Source organism: Allorhizobium borbori (assembly GCF_014196535.1).
In the GTDB taxonomy this organism is placed as follows: Bacteria; Pseudomonadota; Alphaproteobacteria; order Rhizobiales; family Rhizobiaceae; genus Ectorhizobium; species Ectorhizobium borbori.
Genome location: NZ_JACIDU010000001.1, coordinates 157,499 through 178,600, shown reverse-complemented (window position 1 = coordinate 178,600; position 21,102 = coordinate 157,499). Strand labels below are relative to the sequence as shown.

23 protein-coding genes are annotated in these 21,102 nt (G+C 61.3%); 10 read left to right on the top strand and 13 right to left on the bottom strand.

Annotated features, from left to right (window positions below):
• Positions 1-5: 5 nt before the first annotated feature.
• The gene (gene ubiB, locus GGQ66_RS00815) at positions 6-1,580 is read right to left on the bottom strand and encodes a 2-polyprenylphenol 6-hydroxylase (protein WP_183788437.1); all 1,575 of its coding nucleotides are present in this window, start codon (positions 1,578-1,580) and stop codon (positions 6-8) included.
• 28 nt (positions 1,581-1,608) lie between these two features.
• A complete protein-coding gene (ubiE, locus tag GGQ66_RS00810; RefSeq protein WP_183788435.1) occupies positions 1,609-2,385 on the bottom strand; it encodes a bifunctional demethylmenaquinone methyltransferase/2-methoxy-6-polyprenyl-1,4-benzoquinol methylase UbiE in 777 nt (258 codons plus the stop codon).
• A gap of 140 nt (positions 2,386-2,525) precedes the next feature.
• On the opposite strand from ubiE, the gene mutM reads away from it, so the two are divergent.
• The 5 genes from mutM to GGQ66_RS00785 all read left to right on the top strand — a co-directional run bounded on the left by mutM (position 2,526) and on the right by GGQ66_RS00785 (position 7,610).
• The gene (mutM, locus tag GGQ66_RS00805; RefSeq protein ID WP_183788433.1) at positions 2,526-3,404 is read left to right on the top strand and encodes a bifunctional DNA-formamidopyrimidine glycosylase/DNA-(apurinic or apyrimidinic site) lyase; all 879 of its coding nucleotides are present in this window, start codon (positions 2,526-2,528) and stop codon (positions 3,402-3,404) included.
• Positions 3,405-3,431: 27 nt separating this feature from the next.
• Positions 3,432-4,205: an enoyl-CoA hydratase gene (locus GGQ66_RS00800; protein WP_183788431.1), complete on the top strand. Its 774-nt coding sequence runs from the start codon at positions 3,432-3,434 to the stop codon at positions 4,203-4,205.
• A gap of 198 nt (positions 4,206-4,403) precedes the next feature.
• Positions 4,404-4,670, top strand: coding sequence for a 30S ribosomal protein S20 (gene rpsT, locus GGQ66_RS00795; protein WP_183788429.1), 267 nt, complete (start codon positions 4,404-4,406; stop codon positions 4,668-4,670).
• Positions 4,671-5,428: 758 nt separating this feature from the next.
• Positions 5,429-6,982 (top strand): chromosomal replication initiator protein DnaA, encoded by a 1,554-nt coding sequence (dnaA, locus tag GGQ66_RS00790; protein ID WP_183788427.1) that lies wholly within the window; start codon positions 5,429-5,431, stop codon positions 6,980-6,982.
• A 43-nt stretch (positions 6,983-7,025) separates the two neighbouring features.
• Complete coding sequence (locus GGQ66_RS00785) at positions 7,026-7,610, top strand: class I SAM-dependent methyltransferase (RefSeq protein WP_183788425.1); 585 nt, start codon at positions 7,026-7,028, stop codon at positions 7,608-7,610.
• Here GGQ66_RS00785 and gcvA read toward each other — a convergent pair.
• Positions 7,607-8,497 (bottom strand): transcriptional regulator GcvA, encoded by an 891-nt coding sequence (gene gcvA / locus GGQ66_RS00780; protein ID WP_183788424.1) that lies wholly within the window; start codon positions 8,495-8,497, stop codon positions 7,607-7,609. The two genes, GGQ66_RS00785 and gcvA, sit on opposite strands and share 4 nt — an antisense overlap.
• Positions 8,498-8,720: 223 nt before the next feature.
• On the opposite strand from gcvA, the gene GGQ66_RS00775 reads away from it, so the two are divergent.
• Complete coding sequence (locus tag GGQ66_RS00775) at positions 8,721-9,641, top strand: DMT family transporter (RefSeq protein ID WP_183788422.1); 921 nt, start codon at positions 8,721-8,723, stop codon at positions 9,639-9,641.
• Here GGQ66_RS00775 and hemW read toward each other — a convergent pair whose 3' ends face one another.
• Genes hemW through rph form a run of 4 tightly spaced genes read right to left on the bottom strand, consistent with a single transcriptional unit; the run spans position 9,642 to position 12,628 of the window.
• The gene (hemW, locus tag GGQ66_RS00770) at positions 9,642-10,826 is read right to left on the bottom strand and encodes a radical SAM family heme chaperone HemW (protein WP_183788420.1); all 1,185 of its coding nucleotides are present in this window, start codon (positions 10,824-10,826) and stop codon (positions 9,642-9,644) included.
• Between the two features lie 4 nt (positions 10,827-10,830).
• Positions 10,831-11,475: an RdgB/HAM1 family non-canonical purine NTP pyrophosphatase gene (gene rdgB / locus GGQ66_RS00765; RefSeq protein WP_183788418.1), complete on the bottom strand. Its 645-nt coding sequence runs from the start codon at positions 11,473-11,475 to the stop codon at positions 10,831-10,833.
• Between the two features lies 1 nt (position 11,476).
• Entirely contained in the window at positions 11,477-11,899 is a 423-nt protein-coding gene (locus GGQ66_RS00760) for a VOC family protein (protein WP_183788416.1), read from the bottom strand.
• A 12-nt stretch (positions 11,900-11,911) separates the two neighbouring features.
• Positions 11,912-12,628 carry a ribonuclease PH gene (gene rph / locus GGQ66_RS00755; RefSeq protein ID WP_183788414.1) on the bottom strand — a complete coding sequence of 239 codons (717 nt, stop codon included), beginning with the start codon at positions 12,626-12,628 and terminating at the stop codon, positions 11,912-11,914.
• A gap of 191 nt (positions 12,629-12,819) precedes the next feature.
• Between rph and hrcA the strand changes: the two genes are divergently transcribed.
• On the top strand, positions 12,820-13,905 hold the full coding sequence (gene hrcA, locus GGQ66_RS00750) for a heat-inducible transcriptional repressor HrcA (RefSeq protein ID WP_183788412.1): 1,086 nt from the start codon (positions 12,820-12,822) through the stop codon (positions 13,903-13,905).
• Positions 13,906-13,972: 67 nt separating this feature from the next.
• Positions 13,973-14,590 (top strand): nucleotide exchange factor GrpE, encoded by a 618-nt coding sequence (gene grpE / locus GGQ66_RS00745; RefSeq protein ID WP_183788410.1) that lies wholly within the window; start codon positions 13,973-13,975, stop codon positions 14,588-14,590.
• Positions 14,591-14,674: 84 nt separating this feature from the next.
• Here the strand turns inward: grpE and ptsN are convergent, their stop codons facing one another.
• The 3 genes from ptsN to rpoN all read right to left on the bottom strand — a co-directional run bounded on the left by ptsN (position 14,675) and on the right by rpoN (position 17,677).
• Positions 14,675-15,139, bottom strand: coding sequence for a PTS IIA-like nitrogen regulatory protein PtsN (gene ptsN / locus GGQ66_RS00740; protein ID WP_183788408.1), 465 nt, complete (start codon positions 15,137-15,139; stop codon positions 14,675-14,677).
• Positions 15,140-15,208: 69 nt separating this feature from the next.
• Positions 15,209-15,781, bottom strand: a complete 573-nt coding sequence (gene hpf, locus GGQ66_RS00735) for a ribosome hibernation-promoting factor, HPF/YfiA family (protein ID WP_183788406.1) — start codon at positions 15,779-15,781, stop codon at positions 15,209-15,211.
• 330 nt (positions 15,782-16,111) lie between these two features.
• Positions 16,112-17,677 (bottom strand): RNA polymerase factor sigma-54, encoded by a 1,566-nt coding sequence (rpoN, locus tag GGQ66_RS00730; protein WP_183788404.1) that lies wholly within the window; start codon positions 17,675-17,677, stop codon positions 16,112-16,114.
• Between rpoN and GGQ66_RS00725 the strand changes: the two genes are divergently transcribed.
• Complete coding sequence (locus tag GGQ66_RS00725) at positions 17,582-17,869, top strand: hypothetical protein (protein ID WP_183788899.1); 288 nt, start codon at positions 17,582-17,584, stop codon at positions 17,867-17,869. The two genes, rpoN and GGQ66_RS00725, sit on opposite strands and share 96 nt — an antisense overlap.
• Here GGQ66_RS00725 and lptB read toward each other — a convergent pair.
• From lptB to lptC, 3 genes are read right to left on the bottom strand one after another with little or no spacing between them, the layout of a single operon-like run.
• Positions 17,859-18,629, bottom strand: coding sequence for an LPS export ABC transporter ATP-binding protein (lptB, locus tag GGQ66_RS00720; protein ID WP_183788875.1), 771 nt, complete (start codon positions 18,627-18,629; stop codon positions 17,859-17,861). The two genes, GGQ66_RS00725 and lptB, sit on opposite strands and share 11 nt — an antisense overlap.
• Positions 18,630-18,680: 51 nt before the next feature.
• A complete protein-coding gene (locus tag GGQ66_RS00715) occupies positions 18,681-19,244 on the bottom strand; it encodes an LptA/OstA family protein (protein WP_183788402.1) in 564 nt (187 codons plus the stop codon).
• Entirely contained in the window at positions 19,244-19,876 is a 633-nt protein-coding gene (gene lptC / locus GGQ66_RS00710) for an LPS export ABC transporter periplasmic protein LptC (protein WP_237358759.1), read from the bottom strand. The genes GGQ66_RS00715 and lptC overlap by 1 nt, the downstream gene beginning before the upstream one ends.
• Positions 19,877-20,119: 243 nt before the next feature.
• Here lptC and sppA point away from each other — a divergent pair, with 243 nt between their 5' ends.
• Complete coding sequence (sppA, locus tag GGQ66_RS00705) at positions 20,120-21,079, top strand: signal peptide peptidase SppA (RefSeq protein ID WP_183788873.1); 960 nt, start codon at positions 20,120-20,122, stop codon at positions 21,077-21,079.
• Positions 21,080-21,102 lie beyond the last annotated feature (23 nt).

The following is a 21,102-nucleotide window of genomic DNA, read 5'->3' as shown; positions in this document are numbered from 1 at the left end:
ATGCTCTAGCTGAACTGGAATGCGATATAGACGAGGGTCGCGGCAATCACCCACAGCGCCACGCGGCCCGAACGATTGTGCCGCGCTTCCGAGCGGCCGATGGCTTCCGCCGTCTCGGGATCGAAGCGCAGGCCGGTATCGACCATGCCGGCAATGTCCTGATTGAGCTTTTCGGCCTTTGCAGCGATTTCCGGCGCAGCCTCCGCCAGACGTCGCACGGCCTTCAGGCCCTCGCGCACGTCGTTGACGATACGGCCGGGGCCGAGATTCTGGCGTATCCAGCTTCCGACGACGGGTTCGGATGCCTTCCACATATTGAACTGCGGATTGAGGATGCGCGCGACACCCTCGACCACCACCATGGTCTTTTGCAGGTTCACCAGTTCGGGGCGGGTTTCCATGTCGAAAAGCTCGGTCACTTCGAAGAGAAGCGTCAGAAGCTTGCCCATGGAAATGGTTTCCGCTGGCTGGCCATGGATCGGCTCGCCGATGGCGCGGATCGCCTGTGCGAAGCTGGCTATATCGTGGCGGGCAGGCACGTAACCGGCCTCGAAATGCACCTCCGCCACCCGCATGTAGTCGCGGGTTATGAAGCCATAAAGGATTTCGGCCAGGAACCGGCGCTGCTTGGGATTCAGCCGCCCGACAATGCCCATGTCCACGGCCACGATGGTGCCCGAGGCATCGACGAAGAGATTGCCGGGGTGCATGTCGGCATGGAAAAAGCCATCGCGCAGCGTGTGCCGCAGGAAGGACTGGATCAGCGTATCCGCAAGCTTGTTCAGGTCGTGTCCGGCGGTTTTCAATGCCTCGACATCCGACATTTTCACGCCGTCGATCCATTCCATGGTCACGACATCGCGGCCGGTGCGTTCCCAATCCACCTTCGGCACGCGGAAACCCGGATCGTCCTTGGTGTTCTCGGCAATCTCCGAAAGGGCGGCGGCCTCGAGTCTCAGGTCCATTTCGATGCGGGTCGTCTGCTCCAGCGTCCGCGTCACTTCCACGGGTCGGAGGCGCCGGTGCGAGGGCAGGAAACGCTCCTGCATGTGCGCCACGAGATACATGGCCTCCAGATCCTGTGTGAAGCGCTGGCGCACGCCGGGACGGATGACCTTGACGGCGACCTTGCGGGGACCATCCGCCGTCTTCACCTCAGCCGGATGCACCTGCGCGATGGAGGCGGCGGCTATCGGGGCCTCGAAGCGCAGATAGAGATCGGCCACGGGCCGCCCGAGCGAACCTTCGATCGCCTTTTCCGCAGCACCCTGCGGGAAAAAGGCCATGCGGTCCTGAAGCTTGGAAAGGTCGTCGGCGAAATCCTTGCCCACCACATCGGGACGGGTGGCGAGGAACTGGCCCATCTTCACATAGGAAGGGCCAAGCCGCTCCACGGCGCTCGCCAGCCGGTCGCTGCGCTCGGTGTCCCTGGCGCGGTTGCGCGCCATGAGCGAGGCGATTTTCTGGCCGAGCAGGGCAAGCGGGGGCAGACCCTCGGCGGGCAGCGCCGAAATCACGCCTTCGCGCGTCAGAACCCAGCCCACGCGCACGAGCTGGTAATAGGCATTGAGAAGGCTCATTGGCAGGACTCCGGGCAGCAGGAACCCATCAGAGCTTCCAGCCGGAATGGAGTGCGGCAATGCCGCCGGTATAATTGGTGAAGCCCACGCGTGCAAACCCGGCCTGACGGATCATCGTCGCGAAGTCTTCCTGATTGGGGAACTTGCGGATCGATTCCACCAGATACTGGTAGGGCTCGGCCTCGCCGGTAATCATCTTGCCGAATTGCGGGATCGCGTTGAACGACCAGGCGTCGTAGAACCGATCAAGCAATGGCAGTTCCACCTCGGAGAATTCCAGCACCAGCAGGCGCCCGCCGCGCTTCAGCACGCGATAGGCTTCCGAAAGCGCCACATCGATATGCGGCACGTTGCGAATGCCGAAGGCAATCGTATAGGCGTCGAACGTATTGGTCTCGAACGGCAGGGATTCCGCATTGGCCTCCACGAAGGTCAGGTTCTCGGAAAGCCCCTTCTTTCTCGCGCGTTCCTCGCCCACACCCAGCATCGAGCCGTTGATGTCGAGCACGGTCGCATGGGCCTTGCGGTTGGAGGCCTCGATGATGCGGAACGCGATGTCGCCGGTGCCGCCGGCCACGTCCAGCACCTTGTAATCCGCATCCTTGCGCGGGTTGAGGGCCGCGACCATTGCATCCTTCCACAGACGATGCAGGCCCGCCGACATCACGTCGTTCATGATGTCGTAGCGCTTGGCCACCTTGTGGAACACGTCGTTCACGAGGGTCTGCTTCTCGCCCTCGTTCACCTCGCGGAACCCATAGGAGGTGGACATGCCGCCATCGGCGGTGGTGCGGCTGTCAGCCATCGTGAAACTCCCTCATTTCAACTCGAACCCGGCCGCACCATATAACAGGCGAAGAACCGGCGCCATGCTGTGGGTTGCGACCTTTTCAGCCCCGTTCTATAGCCCAAGCGCCTGACCGTTGAAACAGGAAGATGAAGCCGATGCCGGAATTGCCAGAGGTGGAAACCGTGCGCCGGGGCCTTGCCCCCAGCATGGAGGGAGCCGTCATCGAGCGGCTGCAACTGAACCGCCCGGACCTCAGATTTCCCTTCCCCGCCGGGCTTCAGGCCCGTGTCGAGGGGAAAACCATCGCCTCGCTCGGGCGGCGCGCCAAATATCTCCTGATCGAACTGGATGATGGTGCGGTCATCGTGTCGCATCTCGGCATGTCCGGTTCGTTCCGCATCGAGGACGATGTGCCCGGTATCTTCCACCATCCGCGCGGCAAGGACGAGAAGCACGATCACGTCGTCTTTCATCTGAGGACGCCGGAGGGCGCGCGCCGCGTTCTTTATAATGATCCGCGCCGTTTCGGCTTTCTCGATTTCATCGCCCCCGGCGACCGCGACGCTTATCCAGCCTTTGCCGGTCTCGGCCCGGAGCCCACCGGCAACAGCCTGCGTGCCGATTATCTGGCAGAACGTTTCGCCGGCAAGGCGCAGCCCTTGAAGAGCGCGTTGCTCGATCAGAAGGTCATCGCCGGTCTTGGCAATATCTATGTCTGCGAGGCATTGTGGCGTTCCCACCTTTCACCGGAGCGCAAAGCGGGAACGCTGGTGACGCCGGAGGGGCGACCGCGGACCGAACTGGAGCTTCTGACGCAATCGATCCGCGAGGTCATCGCCGATGCCATTGCCGCCGGCGGCTCGTCGCTGAAGGACTACCGGCAGGCGGATGGATCGCTCGGCTATTTCCAGCACTCGTTTTCCGTCTATGGTCGGGAAGGCGAGATGTGCCGCACGCAGGACTGCGGCTGCACGATCGGCCGCATCGTCCAGGCCGGCCGCTCGACTTTCTATTGTGCTGCATGCCAGCGATAGTCTCAACGCGTTCGGAAGGAGAACAACATGGCCTATGAAACCATTCTCGTGGAGACGCACGGCGCGGTCGGTCTCGTCACGCTCAATCGCCCGCAGGCGCTGAACGCACTGAATTCGACCGTTCTTAAGGAGTTGCTTGCGGCCTTCGCCGCCTTCGAGGCGGATGAAGCGGTGGGTGCCATCGTGCTGACCGGTTCCGAAAAGGCATTTGCCGCCGGCGCCGACATCAAGGAAATGCAGCCGCTGTCTTTCCCCGATGTGGTGACGGGCGATTTTCTGGGCGGCTGGGATGAGGTGGCCGGTATCCGCAAACCGGTGATCGCAGCCGTTTCCGGCTATGCGCTCGGCGGCGGTTGTGAGCTCGCCATGCTCTGCGACTTCATCATCGCCTCGGAAACGGCGAAGTTCGGCCAGCCGGAAATCACGCTCGGCATCATCCCCGGCATGGGCGGTACCCAGCGGCTGACGCGGGCCGTCGGCAAGGCCAAGGCCATGGACCTCGTTCTGACAGGCCGCATGATGGACGCGGCCGAAGCCGAACGTTCCGGCCTGGTGGCCCGGATTGTCCCTGCGGACAAGCTCGTGGAGGAGGCGCTGACCGCCGCTGCCAAAATTGCGGCCTTCTCGCGGGCTTCCGTGCTTCTCGCCAAGGAAAGTGTCGGGCGTGCCTTCGAAGTAACGCTGGCCGAAGGGCTTCGTTACGAGCGCCGCCAGTTCCAGTCGCTCTTTGCCACGGAAGATCAGAAAGAGGGCATGGCGGCCTTCGTGGAAAAGCGGAAACCCGCTTTCCGCAACCGCTAAGGTACGGACGGGAATCGGGAATGTTGCAGCAGCATGAAATTGCGCGTTGACGCCTGTCCGCTTTCCCGTTATATGACCGCCCACGGTTCAGGAAAGCCCGAGGGGTTTTCCGGTTACTCCCGTTTGCTGTCATGACAGGCTCCTAGAAGGCTGGCGCGGTGATCGCGGAGAATAGGTTCGATTTCGAGAGAGGCATAAATGGCCAATACTACTTCTGCGAAAAAGGCGACCCGCAAGATCGCCCGCCTCACAGCAATCAACAAGGCACGCCGCTCCCGCGTTCGTGGCTTCATCCGCAAGGTCGAAGAAGCGATCGCTTCCGGTGATCTCGCCGTCGCAACGGCAGCTCTCAAGGCAGCGCAGCCGGAAATCCAGCGCGCAGCCACGAAGGGCGTTCTGCACGGCAACACGGCGTCCCGCAAGGTGTCGCGTCTTGCTCAGCGCGTTAAGGCACTCGCTGCCTAATTGATTAATTATGACAATTTATAGCCCGGCCGTATGACGGCCGGGCTTTTTGATTCATGCTCCATTTTGACGCTCGCAATTGCGTTCGCGCCTTGTTCCAGCTTTTGGTGGGAACATAAAAAATCAAAACAAATCAAATACTTACAAGAGAATGCCAAGAGGGCTACGCCGTCCGGGCAGGGGGGCGGACCCCAATCTTGAGTCAAGCTGTTTTTTATTTTTTTATCGTTTGTGTCGTGCTTCTGCCGGCCTTTTTTGAATCCCATTGATTCAAAAGCGATTCTCGATTGCGGCAAATGTGACGCCCAAATGACACCGGATGAGTCAATGGCTTTCCGATGCGCCGCGGCAAAAAAGGCCGTTGATCTCCCGGTTTGATCCTGCGTAAATGGCTTCCAGGCAAGGGCCGGGGGCGAAGAAAGTTTACCTTAAACCCAGTCGCGACAAACGCGGCGGGACAAGCCTCAACCCTTCCTCGAAGCCATTCAGCTTCGCTTTTTCAATCACTGGCTGTTCCAAGCCTGCGCTGTTTCTCTTGGCAGAACGATGTTCTGCGTCCATGGATCAGAAGCGGGGATGGACGGCGACATTCAGCGGCCACATCCGTTACGAGGACGTGTGGGGCCGGACGGATCCTTGTGGTCCAAACGGGGGCGCGGAGATCGGTTCATGATTGAGCCGTATATCCGCATATAAATGCAAGTCCCGGCGGGTGGCTACGAGGTCCCTGCCGGTAATGAATTCCGGAAGGCGGCAATATGCATATGAACCTGGTGACGAAGAACGCTTCCCTCGGTGAGACCGAGGGATGCGAGCGGGAAGAACTATCCTCCGGAACCACAGCGGGAGATGCTGCTCCGATGAAGCAGGACGCGTTGTTTGAGCGCGTGAGCATCCGGCTGAAAGCGCAGGTCGGGCCTGACGTCTATGCAAGCTGGTTTGGCAGACTGAAGCTGCACTCCATTTCCAAGAGCGTCGCACGCTTGACCGTGCCGACCACATTCCTCAAATCCTGGATCAACAACCGTTATCTCGAGCAGATCACCGGCCTGTTCCAGGCGGAAGATCCGGCGATCCTGAAGGTCGAGATCCTCGTTCGCACGGCAACCCGCAGCACGCGGATGCCGTCCGGTGAGGAACGTCCCGTCAGTGAAATCGCCGTCAATCAGGGCCGCATGCGCGGCGCCCAGCAGATTGGCCAGATCTCGGTGCCGCAGCCGGAAGCGCCTTCGACGGCTCCGCGCGCTGCCTCTGGTCCCCTTTTCGGTTCGCCGCTCGACAGCCGCTTCACCTTCGACAATTTTGTCGAGGGTTCATCGAACCGCGTGGCGCTTGCCGCCGCCCGCACCATTGCTGAGGCCGGTGCCAGCGCCGTACGTTTCAATCCACTGTTCATCCACTCGAATGTCGGCCTCGGCAAGACGCATCTGCTGCAGGCCATCGCCAATGCCGCAGTGCGTTCGCCGCGCCAGCCGCGTGTTGTCTACCTGACGGCGGAATATTTCATGTGGCGTTTCGCCACCGCGATCCGTGACAATGATGCCCTGACGCTGAAAGACTCGCTGCGCAATATCGATCTCCTGATCATCGATGACATGCAGTTCCTGCAGGGCAAAATGATTCAGCACGAGTTCTGCCACCTGCTGAACATGCTGCTCGACAGCGCCAAGCAGGTCGTGGTCGCCGCCGACCGGGCCCCGTGGGAACTGGAATCGCTCGATCCGCGCGTCCGTTCGCGCCTTCAGGGTGGTGTTGCCATCGAAATGGAAGCGCCCGACTACGATATGCGCCTGTCGATGCTGCGCACCCGGCTGGATGCTGCCAAGGCCGATGACCACACGCTGGAGATCCCTGAGGAAATCCTGACCCATGTGGCGCGCAACATCACCGCCAGCGGTCGCGAACTGGAAGGGGCCTTCAACCAGCTTATCTTCCGCCGTTCCTTCGAACCGGATATTTCCATCGACCGTGTGGATGAGCTGCTCGCCCATCTGGTCGGCACCGGGGAGGCCCGTCGCGTTCGCATCGAGGATATTCAGCGCATCGTTGCCCGGCACTATAACGTGTCGCGTCAGGAGCTGGTGTCCAACCGCCGCACCCGTGTCATCGTCAAGCCGCGTCAGATCGCCATGTATCTGTCGAAGACGCTGACGCCGCGTTCCTTCCCGGAAATCGGCCGTCGCTTCGGCGGGCGTGACCATACGACCGTGCTGCACGCCGTGCGCAAGATCGAGGAACTGATTTCGGCGGATGCCAAGCTCAGCCACGAGATCGAGCTGCTCAAGCGGCTGATCAACGAGAACAACGCCTGACAAGAGGCCGCCTTCGGGCGGCCTTTTCGTTGAAGGGGCAGGAATGTCCGACAAGACCGCCACTTTCTATGCTGTCAATGCCGCCGATTACGTCGCGGCGGGCAGCCATCGTGACAATCTCTGGCGCGACCGGTTTCTGGCGGCACTTCGACCGGGCGCGGAGATCCTCGAACTCGGTTGCGGTGGTGGCTACGACACGCAGGCGATGATGGCGCACGGGTTTCAGGTGACGCCGACCGATGGTGTTCCGGAAATGGCAGCCGAGGCGCAGAAGCGGCTCGGGGTTCCGGTCCGGGTTCTGGAGTTCCGTGACATTGCCTTCGAGGCGGCCTTCGACGGTGTTTTTGCCAGTGCCTGCCTGCTGCATGCGCCGCGGGGCGATCTCGCCGACATTCTCACCCGCATCCGCCGGGCGTTGCGCCCTGCCGGTACCTTCTATGCCAGCTTCAAGGCCGGCGATGGGGAGGGGATGGATGGCCTTGGCCGCTACTATAATTATCCCGATCCGGACTGGTTGCGGCAGACCTACGCCATGGCGGGTTGGCCTGTCGTGACGATGGAAGAGGTGGATGGCAGCGGCTATGATCGCAAGCAAACCCGCTGGCTCCATGTCTTTGCCGGAATTTAGGCCTTGCCCGCTTCCGCCAGCAGCCAGTCGCGCACCTGCCGGACGGAAGGACGATCGAGCGCGGTCGGCGGGTAGACCATGTAATAGGCGAAGCGGCTTCGGATCGGCCTGCCGTAGGGTGCTGCGAGCCGGCCGTCCACCAGATCGTTGGCAACAAAACTCTCGCGCATCAGGGCAAAGCCGAGACCGGCCCGCGCCGCTTCCAGCGCACCATTGCTGTCCGGGGCGATGACCGGCCCCTTGCGCCAGTCGACTTCCAGAGCGCCGGCGGCTTCAAGCCAGAAACGCCAGTCGTTGCGGCCGGCATCATGGATCAGGGTTTCGCCGGCCAGCGCGTGCGCCGATGGCGCCGGCCCCAGTCGACAGGCCAGGGCAGGGTGTGCCACGACGATCAGTTCATCATCGATAAGCTTTTCCGAGGCAAGGCCCGGATAGGCGCCGAGCCCATGACGAACGGCCAGCGCAACGCCGTCCTTTTGGAAATCCACGAGCCGTGCTGTCGTGCCGATCCTGAGATCGATGGTGGGGTGGTCGGACTGGAACGCTTCCAGCCGGGGCATCAGCCACTGGATGGCAAAGCCTGTGGTGCAACTCAGTGTCACGATATCGGGCCGGGCCAGCGAGCGGGCGATTTCGGTCGCCTCGCGGATCAACCGAAAGGCCGAGCCGAGCGAAGCCGCATAATCGGCACCCGCTGCGGTCAAAGCCAACTGGCGAGGTTTTCGCTCGAACAACAGTGATCCGATGGCTGCTTCCAGATCGCGAACCTGCAGGCTGACAGCTCCGGCCGTGACATGCAGTTCCTCCGCCGCTCGAGTCATGCTCAGATGGCGGGCGGTTGCCTCGAAGGCGCGTAGGGCGGAAAGCGAAGGCAGCGATTGGTTCATGATTTAGAAAAACTCGATCATTGTACGAGGATTCCTCGTTTGTTTGAACGGTGTATCCAAGGTTATTGGTAATTATATCAATCCGTATCGACGGATGCCAGATCTTGGTGTTCTTCCGGATCGAAAAGAGACGACGAGCTGAGCTTCATCGTTATTATGCAGAAAACGGGTGGCGGGCACCCTGTCCTGCGATCAGAGTGATGTTGGTTAAAGGGAGACGATGATGGCAACGAAGGAAATGGGACTGGCGGAATGGGCGATGCTCGGGGCCTTGTCCCTGCTCTGGGGCGGTTCGTTCCTGTTCAACGGCATTCTGGTCAAGGTCTGGCCGCCGCTGACCATTGTCACGGGCCGTGTCGTGCTGGCGGCGCTGGCGCTCTGGCTCATCGTTCGCGTCATGGGGGTCAAGATGCCGAAAAGCCGAGAGGCGTGGGGCGCCTTTTTCGGCATGGGTATCCTGAACAATGTCATCCCCTTCATCCTCATCGTCTGGGGTCAGACGCATATTGCCAGCGGCCTTGCCGCCATTCTCAATGCCACGACGCCGCTCTTCGGTGTCATCGTCGCCCATGCCCTGACCGCTGATGAAAAACTGACGGTGAACCGGGTGGCGGGCCTGCTGGTCGGCTTTGCGGGCGTCGTCACCATGGTCGGCCCTTCGGTTCTCGGCCATGTCGGCAGCGACCTGCTCGGCGAACTCGCGGTGCTCGGCGCGGCGGTAAGCTACGCCTTTGCCGGGGTCTATGGTCGCCGGTTCAGGGCTATGGGTCTGCCGCCGCTGGTGCCGGCCGTCGGGCAGGTCACGGCCTCGTCGGTCCTGCTTCTGCCGGTGGCGTTGATCGTGGATCGTCCCTTCAGCCTGCCTGTGCCGGGGCTGGAGGCCTGGGCTGCCCTTTTCGGGCTCGCCATCCTGTCGTCGGCGCTCGCCTATATCCTGTTCTTCCGTATCCTTGCGACGGCCGGCGCCACGAACCTGATGCTGGTGACGATCCTCATTCCACCGAGCGCCATCCTTCTTGCGGCGCTGGTGCTGGGCGAGCAACTGGCGGCCCGTCATTTCATCGGCATGGTCTTGATCGGATTGGGCCTGCTTGCCATTGACGGGCGGCTCTGGCGCGCGCTTTTCCGGAAAAGACCGGCGTAATCAGCAGGCGAGATCGGCCACCACGGCATCGAGGATGAGCATGCCGGAGGGGGTGCAGCGCAGGCGCGAATTGCCGAGCCGCTCGATAAAGCCATGCTCCAGCAGCGTCTCTTCCCGCTTGGGGTCCAGATCGCGCCCCGAAAGCGTATGCCAGCGGGCGAGATCGACCCCTTCCCGCAGACGAAGCCCCATCAGGAGCAACTCGTCGGCCTGTTCGTCGCGACCAAGAAGCTCGCGATCGACCATGCCGTGGCCATGATCTTCCACCAGCTTCAGCCAGCCTTCCGGATTGCGTTCCGTCGCCGTTGCCAGCTTGTCGGCACCGATGCTGAGGCGTCCGTGGGCGCCGGGGCCAATACCGGCATAATCGCCATAACGCCAGTAGGTCAGGTTGTGGCGGCTTTCCGCACCGGGCCTGGCGTGGTTGGAAACCTCATAGGCCGGCATTCCGTGGGCGGCGGTAATGTCCTGCGTCGCCTCGTAAAGCAGAGCAGACTGGTCACCATCCGGCACCACCAGCTTGCCGGCCTTGTGCAGACCATAGAAGGGCGTGCCCTCCTCGATGGTGAGCTGATAGAGCGAGAGGTGATCGACGGCGTAGGAAATCGCCTGTTTCAACTCGGCTTCCCAGTCCTCGACAGTCTGGCCGGGGCGGGCATAGATCAGGTCGAAGGACATGCGTGGGAAGATCTCGCGGGCGAGATGAATGGCCTTCAGCGCATCCTCGACATTATGCAGCCGTCCGAGAAATTTCAGGTCCCGGTCGTTCAGCGCCTGCACGCCGAGCGACACGCGGTTGACGCCGGCGGCGCGATAACCCCGGAAGCGTGTGGCCTCCACGCTGGAAGGGTTTGCCTCCATGGTGATCTCGATTCCGGCAGGCACATGCCAGAAGCGCGCAATGCCGGAAAGGATGGCATCCACCGTTGCGGGGTCCATCAGTGAAGGGGTGCCGCCGCCGATGAAGACGCTGGTCACGGCTCTGGGGCCGGAGATCGTCCGCATCGTCTCCATCTCCTTCAGGAATGCGGAGACGAAACGCGGCTGGTCGATGGCCTGATGGCGCACATGGCTGTTGAAGTCGCAATAGGGGCATTTGGCGGCGCAGAACGGCCAATGGATGTAGACGCCGAAACCCGGCTCGCCCGTATCGGGCAGAAGGAAGGTCGAGGCTTCGGCGCTCATCGGTTCAGGCTGCCAGACAGGTTTCGACGAAGAGCTTGAAAGCGCGGGCGCGGTGCGACAGCGCCTGTGCATCGCCCGGCTTCCAGCCGTGCTTTTCGTCAGAGGTCAGTTCGCCGAAGGTCTTGTCATAGCCTTCGGGCTGGAAGATCGGATCGTAGCCGAAGCCCTTGTCGCCCCGCGGTGGCCAGACAACCGTGCCTTCCACCTCGCCCCGGAAGATTTCCGTGTGTCCATCCGGCCAGGCCAGGCAAAGCACGCTGACGAAACGGGCGGTGCGCTGCGCGGATGATGCGGCGCCTTTTTCTGCCAGCGCCTTCTCCACCTTTTCCATTGCCCAGGGAAAGTCGCGGCTCCCGTCCTCGCGCTCGGCCCAGTTGGCGGTATAGACGCCCGGAGCGCCGCCCAGCGCATCGATCACAAGCCCGGAATCGTCCGAAAGCGCCGGCAGGCCGGACGCCTTGGCCGAGGCGAGCGCCTTGATGGCGGCATTCTCCTCGAAGGTGGTGCCGGTTTCGTCGGGTTCGGCGAATTTCAGTTCAGCGGCGGACTTGGCCGAAAAGCCGAAGGGGCCGATCAGTTCGGCGATTTCGCGGATCTTGCCGGCATTGTGGCTGGCGACGACAATGGTGCGGGTATCGAGCTTGCGCATCTCAGTTTTCTTCCATGTTCCAGATCAGCGGGGTGGCGCATTCGAGACTGTTACCCGCGGGGTCGCGGAAATAGATCGAGCGCCCGCCCTGGGGCCAGGTCATATCCTGTTCGATGGCGATGCCGGCCGAAACGAGCTTCGCCACCATTCGATCGAGGTGGGCGGCGCGGACCCGGAAACAGGCATGGCCTGGGCCGGTCGTGCCGTGGGGCGGTACGGCAAGGCTGCCATCCGTCACGGGTTTCAGCGTTTCCGCGCCGTTGAAGATCAGCAGGATGCCGGGACCACAACGGTAGAAGACGTGGCGATTGCCGCCACGCCGGATCTTTTCGAAGCCGAGAACGCCACCGTAAAAGGCCTCTGCCGCGTCGAGATCATCGGCGTAGAGCGCCGTTTCCAGAATGCCTTCGATCAGTTCGGCCACTTGCGTTTCCTGTCAGGCGATCGCCTGCTTCTGCAGTTCGACCAGTTCGGCAATGCCGTTGGTTGCAAGGCTGAGCAGCTTCAGAAGCTCCTCCTGGCTGAAGGGGGTGCCTTCGGCCGTGCCCTGGATTTCAACGATGCCGCCGTTGCCGGTCATCACGAAATTGGCGTCGGTTTCGGCCGAGGAATCCTCGAGGTAATCGAGATCGATCACCGGCTGGTTGGCGAAGATGCCGCAGGAAATGGCGGCCACATGGTCTTTCAGAACCTTGTCGACCTTCACCATGCTGCGGGCCTCCATCCATTTCAGGCAATCATGCAAGGCAATGAAGCCGCCGGTAATGGATGCGGTGCGGGTGCCCCCATCGGCCTGGATCACGTCGCAGTCGATGGTGATCTGTCGCTCGCCGAGCGCCTGAAGATCGACCACGGCGCGCAGCGAGCGGCCGATGAGACGCTGGATTTCCTGCGTGCGGCCGCCCTGCTTGCCTGTGGCGGCCTCGCGGCGCATACGGTCGCCCGTGGCGCGCGGCAGCATGCCATATTCGGCGGTCACCCAGCCCTTGCCGCTGTTGCGCAGCCACGCCGGCGGCTTTTCCTCAAGGCTTGCGGTGCACAGCACATGCGTGTCGCCGAACTTCACAAGGCACGAGCCCTCGGCGTGCTTGGAGAAGTTCCGCTCGAAGGAGACCTTGCGCATCTGGTCGGTTTTTCTGCCTGAAGGCCGCATTGCTTGCTCCTGAATTCGTGGGTTTTCGCCTGCTATGACATGCGATCAACCACGCTTTAAGGGGCTGCTTGCCGTTTTGCAAAGGAAAAGCGGGTGCGAATGAATGCAGCAACGCCGCATTTTCCCTTTTGTAACGGCGCTGTCATGACTATATTCAAACCACGGATCGAGATTGCGTAATAAAGGGACAGATGGGACTGACGAAGCAGACCGGAAAAGACATTGCCGCCGCGCTGGACGAGCGCTCGCGCGACGTTTTCCGCCGTATCGTCGAAACCTATCTCGATACCGGTGAGCCGCTCGGCTCGCGCAATCTGTCGCGGCTTCTCGCCTCGCCGCTGTCTCCCGCTTCGGTGCGCAACGTCATGAGCGATCTTGAAGCACTCGGTCTCATCTATTCTCCACATATCAGCGCCGGTCGCCTGCCCACCCAGCAGGGGCTGCGCTTCTTCGTCGATGCCTTCATGCAGGTCGGCGACCTCTCGCATCAGGAACGCGCCGAAATCGACAGGCAGATCCGTCCGGCGGGAACAGACACGACGATGGAAAGCGTGATGAACGAGGCAAGCAAGCTCTTGTCCGGCGTCTCGCGGGGGGCGGGCCTCGTCATTACCGGCAAGAACGATCCGGTGTTGAAACATGTCGAGTTCATCCGGCTGGAGCCGACGCGGGCACTGGCCATTCTGGTTGGCGAGCACAATCAGGTCGAAAACCGCATCGTGGAACTGCCCGCAGGGGTCTCTTCGTCGCAGCTCACCGAAGCCGCCAATTTCCTCAATGCCCATCTCGGTGGCCAGACGCTGGTCGAACTGCGCAGCCAGCTTGCCCAGCTCAAGATCGAGATCGCCAGCGAACTGGATCAACTGGCCGGTGATCTGGTGGAGCGCGGGCTTGCCGTCCGTTCCGGCGAGAGCGAAACCGGAAAGCCCGCCCGCCTCATCATTCGCGGCCATGCCAACCTGCTGGAGGGGCTGGCCGGTGCCGAAGACATCGATCGCGTGCGCATGCTGTTCGAGGACCTGGAGCAGAAGGACGGGCTGATCGAATTGCTCGACCTTGCCGAAAGTGGTCCCGGCGTGCGCATTTTCATCGGTTCCGAAAACAAGCTATTCTCGCTGTCGGGCTCTTCGCTTATCCTTGCGCCCTACCGGGACAGTGAAGAGCGCGTGGTCGGCGTGGTCGGCGTCATCGGCCCGACGCGGCTCAACTATTCCCGGATCGTTCCCATGGTCGATTACACGGCCCAGGTGATCGCAAGGCTCTCCCGCAAGCCTTGATTTTTGCCGCTCGAACCTCGATATGTGCGGCAATTCCTTAGAGAAGCAATTGAAATCGGAGTACGTCATGACCGACGAAGCAAAGACCAACGGACCTGACGCCAGCGCGGCGGAAAAGCCGGAGACGGTAGCCGCAGAGACTGCGCCCGCCGAAGAAGCCAACCCGCTCGATCTTCTGAAGGCAGAGAACGAGGATCTGCGCGACAAGTTCCTGCGTCTGGCTGCCGAAATGGACAATCTGCGCCGCCGTACCGAGCGCGAGGTCAAGGATGCCAAGGCTTATGCGGCCTCTTCGTTCGCTCGCGACATGCTGGCTGTTTCCGACAACCTGCGCCGCGCGCTGGAAGCCGTTCCGGCGGAACTCAAGGAGGCGGCCGATGCCGTCGTCAAGTCGCTGCTCGAAGGCGTCGAGATGACCGAGCGCTCCATGCTGTCGACACTCGAGCGTCACGGCGTCAAGAAGATTGACGCCGAAGGCGAGAAGTTCGATCCGAACTTCCATCAGGCCATGTACGAGGTGCCGAACCCTAACGTGCCGAACAACACGGTGGTGCAGGTCGTTCAGGCCGGCTATACCATCGGCGACCGCGTTCTGCGCCCCGCCATGGTCGGCGTCGCCAAGGGCGGCCCGAAGGCAGCGGAAGCCGCGCCTGCGGATACGGCTGGCGAGGCCAAGGGCGATTGATCGCTTCCACGTAAAGACAATGAAAAAGCCGCGGTTTTGCCGCGGCTTTTTCATTTTATCGGCACGCTTGCAGCGCAGGAAGGATCAGGCCGCGTTGGACGCGTGATCCTCGTTCAGGAAGGTGTAGATGGCACTGGCGGAATCCGTGGCGCGCAGCTTGGCGACGAGATCCTGGTCGCGCAGCACGCGGGCAATCCGCGACAGGGCCTTCAGATGGTCTGCGCCGGCGCCTTCGGGCGCCAGAAGCAGGAAAACGAGATCGACGGGTTCGTCATCGATCGCTTCGAAATCGACCGGCGTTTCAAGCCGCGCGAAAAGCCCGCGAATGGTGGGGATGCTGTTCAGCTTGCCGTGCGGAATGGCGATGCCATTGCCCACACCAGTGGAGCCGAGCCGTTCCCGTTGCAGGATGACATCGAAAATCTCGCGTTCGGGCACGCCGATGAGCTTCGAGGCCTTGGCGGCGAGTTCCTGGAGCAATTGCTTCTTGGAATTGACCTTGAGGGCGGGAATGATCGCATCTGGTTGCAGCAAATCTGCCAAAGCCATACTTCTTTTCCTTCAAGCCTTCAGGCGGAAGAGGGAGGCGCTGGCGTTCGGCAGCGCCTCCCCAGTTGGTTAACTCTTGATGTTGGCCGAATCGATCCAGCCGATATTGCCGTCGGGACGACGGTACACGATGTTCAACTGTTCGCCGCCGGGGCTGCGGAACAGAAGGATCGGATCATCGGTCATGTCGAGTGCCATCACGGCGCTGGCGACCGACATCGTCTTGAGCGGCCGGGTGTTCTCGGCAACGATCGTCGGTGCGAAATCTTCCGGCACTTCGTCGGCTTCATCCGGAACGGCATCGACCACCGAGAAAGTGAATTCGCCGGGGTTGCCGCTCTGGCCGGCGTGATGGTCGCGAAGCTTGCGCTTGTAGCGACGCAGACGCTTCTCGAGACGCTCGCAGGCGGCATCGAACGCGGCCTGCGGTTCGGCTGCCTGGCCGGTGGCGTGCAGATTGACGCCGGTATCGAGATGAAGCCGGCAATCCGCCGCAAAGCGGGATGAAGACTTCTCGACGATAACCTGGCTGGAATACCCTCCCTCGAAATATTTCGTGACCGCATCGGCAATCTGCCCTTCGATCCGCTGACGGAACGAGTCGCCGATATCCATATGCTTCCCGGTTACACGCACACTCATGGAGTTTCCCTTCTTGTTGTGGTTTGCGTCGAACAGTCTAAGTCAACGCCGGTTCGCATCCAAGCCTTCAAGACAAATATACCGGGCGGCGAAAGCCGTTCCGAATAGGCAATTTGTCGTGAATGTGCCGGTTTGCCGCAGCAGGGTAGAAAATCCTTCGATCATGCCTCTCGGCGCGTCGTGAGTGAAAGCGAGTGGTCCGGGCACGTCCTGTTTCGAGCCGGTGTCGCCTGCCTTTCATGCTGGCGGGGCTTCTACCGGTCAGGGTGCCAAAAGTCAATCACCGGTTAAAGGCGGGTTAATTCCTGTGGCTTGATGCCTCGAAAGCCCTTATTGCGCAGCCACTTTCGCCAGCGCCCGCTTTTCGCGCCGCCGCTGTACGGAGGAGGGGATATTCATCGCCTCCCGATACTTGGCGACGGTTCTGCGGGCAAGATCGATGCCGGTGCTGCGCAGGCTGTCGACGATATCGTCGTCCGAAAGAACGGCATCCGGGCGCTCCTTGTCGATCAGCACACGGATGCGGTGGCGCACGGCCTCCGCCGAGTGATTGTCGCCCCCCTCGGCCGAACCGATGGAGACGGTAAAGAAATACTTCAACTCGAACAGGCCGCGCGGCGTCAGCATGTATTTGTTGGAGGTGACGCGGCTCACCGTCGATTCATGCATCTTGATGGCATCCGCCACCGTTTTCAGGTTCAGCGGCTTCAGGTGATCGACGCCATGCAGGAGAAAGGCATCCTGCTGGCGCACGATTTCACTCGCGACCTTCATGATGGTGCGGGCACGCTGGTCGAGGCTGCGCGTCAGCCAGTTGGCGTTCTGCATGCACTCGGAAAGGAAGGCCTGATCCTGATTGCTCTTGGCGGTGTTGCGCGAAATTTCCGCGAAGTAGCTCTGGTTCACCAGAACGCGCGGCAGCGTATCCGGGTTCAGTTCCACCAGCCAGTTACCCTGCGGCCCCGCCTGCACGACGATATCCGGCGTGATCGTTTCCGGTATGGTGTTGGAAAAGCCGCTGCCCGGCTTGGGATTGAGGCAACGGATTTCACCGAGCATTTCCAGAAGGTCTTCCTCATCCACGCCGCACAGCTTCTTGAGCGTCTGGAAGTCGCGCTTGGCCAGAAGTTCGAGATGCTCGACCAGCGTCGCCATTGCCGGGTCCAGCCTATCTTTCTGCCGGAGCTGGATGGCCAGGCATTCGCTGAGCGAGCGGGCAAAGATACCCGGCGGATCGAGTGTCTGGAGCGCGGTCAGCACGCACTCGATATCCGCGGTTGTCTTGCCGAGGCGCTCGCCGATTTCCGCGAGATCGCCGCGGAAATAACCGGCTTCGTCCAGATGTTCGGTCAGAAGCTGGGCGATCAGGCGATCGGGTGCGGATGTCAGCAGGAAGGGGATCTGCTGGGCGATGTGGTCGGATAGCGTTACTTGCATCGCCGCGAAGGCGTCGAGATCGTAACCCTCGCCGGCATCGCCGCCGGGCATGGACTTCCACTGGCTGACGAGTTCGGGCACATCGGCCGAGCGCTCATGCCCGTCATCGGGGTAGACGTTTTCGTAATTGGTGTCGAGTGCGCTGTTCAGCCGGTCGGCGCTGGCGTTCTGCCCGGTCTCATACCAGTCGGCGTTGAGGCGCTCCTCGCCCTTGTCGCCGTCCTCGCCCCGTCCTTCCGGCAGTTCCGGGCCAAAATTGTCCGGCGTCGCCTCCAGCGGTGCGCCGTGATCGTCATCCCCGCCGCTCACTTCCAGCAGCGGGTTTTTTTCCACTTCCTGTGCAATGAACTGGACGAGTTCGAAATGAGTCATTTGCAGCAACTGGATGGATTGCATCAGTTGCGGAGTCATGACGAGAGACTGACTCTGGCGCAGGAAAAGGCCGGCGGAAAGTGCCATGACGGACGCGAAACTCCCACAATTCCCTTGGCTTCTTCGTTTCTGGAATACGAAAAGAAGAACTGGCCCAAAAATTGCTTTTTTGGAGGTTCCGGTCAAGCGGAACTGTCACCTACCTGTCAAAAACTTTCAACGGGGCGAAAAATGATGGAAAAAATGCCTGCGCCGTGGAGTTTTCGCCTCAGAGGCTGAATTTATCGCCGAGATAGAGGCGGCGTACTTCCGGGTTGGAGACGATATCGTCGGCGCGTCCATGCGTCAGCACTTCACCGGCATGGATGATGTAGGCCCGGTCGATGAGGCCGAGCGTTTCACGCACATTGTGGTCGGTGATGAGAACGCCAATGCCACGCGCCGTCAGGTGGCGCACGAGGTTCTGGATATCGGCAACGGAAATCGGATCGACGCCCGCAAAAGGTTCGTCGAGCAGCATGAAGGCGGGGTCTGTCGCCAGTGCGCGGGCGATTTCGAGACGACGGCGTTCACCACCCGACAACGCGACGGCCGGTGATTTGCGCAGCTTGTCGATGTGGAACTCGTTGAGCAGCGAATCGAGCTTGGCCTCGCGGCGGGCCTTGTCATTGTCGTGCAACTCGAGGACGGCGCGGATGTTGTCTTCCACGGTCAGGCCGCGAAAGATAGAGGCTTCCTGGGGCAAATAGCCGACGCCAAGCCGCGCCCGGCGATACATGGGCATGCCCGTCACGTCGTCGCCATTGATGGCGATGGTGCCCGCATCCACCGGCACGAGACCGGTAATCATGTAGAAACAGGTGGTCTTGCCCGCACCGTTCGGGCCGAGCAGACCGACAGCCTCGCCACGGCGCACGACGAGAGACACTCCATTGACCACGCGGCGCGTCTGATAGGTCTTCGTCAGCCCGTGTACGATGAGCGTACCCTCGTAACGGCTCTTGTCGGCCACCGTCTTGACGGGCTTGCCCTTCGACAGAAGCCTGCCGGCAATATTCGTGAGGCTGCTGATTTTCACGGGGCGTCGGCCTTACGGCTTCTTCTGCGAAGACGGATCGAGCTGGATGCTGACACGACCACCGCAGGCGTCGAGCTTGGCTTCGCCACTGTCCATATGCACCGTCAGCTTGCAGCCGACAAATACGTTCTGACCTTCGGAGAGAACCACCTTGTCGCCGGTCAGCACGAAGGTCTGCGTGTCCATGTCGAAGCGGCCGGCATCGGCGGTGGCCTGCTGGGTGCCGGACGAAAGGAACACCTTGCCGCCCATGTCGATGCTCTTGATGTCGGTGCTGCCGGAGCTGATCGAGGTGCCCTCGCCGCTCTTGTAATAAACGGTCATGTTGCCGGACTGCATGGTAGTCGTGCCCTGCACCACCTTCACATTGCCGGTGAAGATGGCCTTGGCTTCCTTGTCCTTCACTTCGAGCTGATCGCTCTCGATCTGGATCGGCTGGTCGTTGGAAAGCTTCAGGTTGCCCTTGGTCGTGGTGCTCTGCGCCAGGGCGATCTGCGGCAGACAGACGGCGGCGATGGCGAGGCCCGTGAGAAAGGCGGCGGTCTTGCGGTCTTTAATAGGGCTGAACTCAATCATTAAGGCCGGCTCTGCTGCTTGGCGTTGCGGATGGCGACCGGGTCGATATTGACACGAACCGCGCCTGAGAAGGAAATGATATGACCCTTATCCGTTATCTTGACGCTGTTCGCAATAATCGAAGAGCCGTCCATCAAAATTCTCACGGGCTCGTCGCTTTCCAGCAACCCTTCCTTCACGTCGATGAAGGCCGAGGAGAGGTGGGCCTTGAGGCCGGTCGAAAGGTCGATATCGAAGGGCGCGGTCATGTTGAGCCGGTCGGACGAGCGATCGTAATCCCCCCGTTCCGCGGTGACGCGGGCGATGATCTGGTCGTTGAGCGGCACGGCTGCCTTGATCGTTTCCAGCGAGAGGTTGTTCGGATTCTTGATATCCTGCAAGGCCCGCTCGGCGGTCATGGAATAGTTGATGCCGTCCTTGTTGCGTCCCGCAATCGCCGGCTTTTCCATCACGATCTTGCCGTTTTCGACCTTGGCGCCCAGCACGGAGACATTCTCCGGAAGGTAGGACCTGACAACCGATACGAGGATGAACGCGAGCGAGATGAAGGCTGCACCAACCGGCAGTATGACCTTGAGCCGCCGCACCCGCTGGGAGTGCTGGCGTGCGTCGTCATAGGCGCGGGTGGCCATGGACGGGCTGCCGACTGAGGTCGCGGCGGGGCTGTCGGTTCGATCAAGCATTGTCGGGGCCTGTAGAGAAGGCGGAACTGGCGTTGTCCAGTCCCAAGGTCGTTTCGCATGGTTATGGGCACTTGCCAATATGGAAATTGCCTGCCCCCTCTTCAACCGGAGGCGCTTTCGCCATAAGTACGGTCATTGCGCCTTCTTTGAGACAGTCGGTCCGGCGCAATGGAAGCGGGAAGAACCATGGACATGGACGGAACCTCGATTGCCGAACGGCGGCATCTGCGTCGCAAGCTGACCTTCTGGCGCATCGCCGCACTCTTGCTGGTGATTGCCGGGCTCTTTGCCGCCTGGCGAGCCGTGAAGCCGGACGAAGCCGGAGCAGATGGCGACCATGTCGCGCGGGTGACGATTTCCGGGGTTATCCAGGATGACCGCGAATTGCTCGAACGCCTGGACAAGATCGCGAAAAGCACGGCGGCCAAGGCGCTCGTCGTCTCGATCTCCTCCCCCGGAGGGACGACCTATGGTGGCGAGCGGCTTTACAAGGCGCTCCGTCAGGTCGCCGAAAAGAAGCCGGTCGTCTCCGATGTCCGCACGCTTGCGGCTTCTGCAGGCTACATCGTGGCGCTGGCCGGTGACAGGATCGTCGCCGGAGAAACCTCGATCACCGGGTCCATCGGCGTTCTCATGCAATATCCGCAGGCCGGCGAGCTTCTCGACAAGATCGGTGTTTCGATCGATGAGGTGAAATCCGCGCCGCTCAAGGCCGAGCCTTCGCCCTTCCATGCGGCAAGCGACGAAGCCAAGGCGATGATCCGCGCCACCGTGATGGATAGCTATGACTGGTTCGTCGGTCTTGTGGCGGAACGTCGCGGTCTTTCGCGTGAAACGGTGCTGCCACTTGCTGACGGGCGCATTGTCACGGGACGTCAGGCGCTTGGTCTGAAGCTGGTCGATGAACTGGGCGGCGATATCGAAATCCGCAACTGGCTGGCCACCAAGGGTGTCGACGCAACCCTGCCGGTTGTGGAGTGGAAGGCGCCCGCGACGGGTTCGATGTTCCCGCTCCTTGGCAGCATGATGCGGATCGCCGGATTCGGTGATCAGGCGGAGGCCTTTGATCCCGCGACGGTTTTGCGGGAAATCAGGTCGCGCAACTTGTTCCTTGACGGGCTTCTTTCCGTTTGGCAGGTTGGGCGAGATTAACAAGAAGAGCTGAAAGCGGTTGC

Excerpts from the sequence above, each read along its gene's own strand:
- ubiB (WP_183788437.1), bottom strand. The coding sequence starts at position 1,580 with ATGAGCCTTCTCAATGCCTATTACCAGCTCGTGCGCGTGGGCTGGGTT.
- ubiE (WP_183788435.1), bottom strand. The coding sequence starts at position 2,385 with ATGGCTGACAGCCGCACCACCGCCGATGGCGGCATGTCCACCTCCTAT.
- mutM (WP_183788433.1), top strand. The coding sequence starts at position 2,526 with ATGCCGGAATTGCCAGAGGTGGAAACCGTGCGCCGGGGCCTTGCCCCC.
- GGQ66_RS00800 (WP_183788431.1), top strand. The coding sequence starts at position 3,432 with ATGGCCTATGAAACCATTCTCGTGGAGACGCACGGCGCGGTCGGTCTC.
- rpsT (WP_183788429.1), top strand. The coding sequence starts at position 4,404 with ATGGCCAATACTACTTCTGCGAAAAAGGCGACCCGCAAGATCGCCCGC.
- dnaA (WP_183788427.1), top strand. The coding sequence starts at position 5,429 with ATGCATATGAACCTGGTGACGAAGAACGCTTCCCTCGGTGAGACCGAG.
- GGQ66_RS00785 (WP_183788425.1), top strand. The coding sequence starts at position 7,026 with ATGTCCGACAAGACCGCCACTTTCTATGCTGTCAATGCCGCCGATTAC.
- gcvA (WP_183788424.1), bottom strand. The coding sequence starts at position 8,497 with ATGAACCAATCGCTGCCTTCGCTTTCCGCCCTACGCGCCTTCGAGGCA.
- GGQ66_RS00775 (WP_183788422.1), top strand. The coding sequence starts at position 8,721 with ATGGCAACGAAGGAAATGGGACTGGCGGAATGGGCGATGCTCGGGGCC.
- hemW (WP_183788420.1), bottom strand. The coding sequence starts at position 10,826 with ATGAGCGCCGAAGCCTCGACCTTCCTTCTGCCCGATACGGGCGAGCCG.
- rdgB (WP_183788418.1), bottom strand. The coding sequence starts at position 11,475 with ATGCGCAAGCTCGATACCCGCACCATTGTCGTCGCCAGCCACAATGCC.
- rph (WP_183788414.1), bottom strand. The coding sequence starts at position 12,628 with ATGCGGCCTTCAGGCAGAAAAACCGACCAGATGCGCAAGGTCTCCTTC.
- hrcA (WP_183788412.1), top strand. The coding sequence starts at position 12,820 with ATGGGACTGACGAAGCAGACCGGAAAAGACATTGCCGCCGCGCTGGAC.
- grpE (WP_183788410.1), top strand. The coding sequence starts at position 13,973 with ATGACCGACGAAGCAAAGACCAACGGACCTGACGCCAGCGCGGCGGAA.
- ptsN (WP_183788408.1), bottom strand. The coding sequence starts at position 15,139 with ATGGCTTTGGCAGATTTGCTGCAACCAGATGCGATCATTCCCGCCCTC.
- hpf (WP_183788406.1), bottom strand. The coding sequence starts at position 15,781 with ATGAGTGTGCGTGTAACCGGGAAGCATATGGATATCGGCGACTCGTTC.
- GGQ66_RS00725 (WP_183788899.1), top strand. The coding sequence starts at position 17,582 with ATGAGTCATTTGCAGCAACTGGATGGATTGCATCAGTTGCGGAGTCAT.
- rpoN (WP_183788404.1), bottom strand. The coding sequence starts at position 17,677 with ATGGCACTTTCCGCCGGCCTTTTCCTGCGCCAGAGTCAGTCTCTCGTC.
- GGQ66_RS00715 (WP_183788402.1), bottom strand. The coding sequence starts at position 19,244 with ATGATTGAGTTCAGCCCTATTAAAGACCGCAAGACCGCCGCCTTTCTC.
- lptC (WP_237358759.1), bottom strand. The coding sequence starts at position 19,876 with ATGGCCACCCGCGCCTATGACGACGCACGCCAGCACTCCCAGCGGGTG.
- sppA (WP_183788873.1), top strand. The coding sequence starts at position 20,120 with ATGGACGGAACCTCGATTGCCGAACGGCGGCATCTGCGTCGCAAGCTG.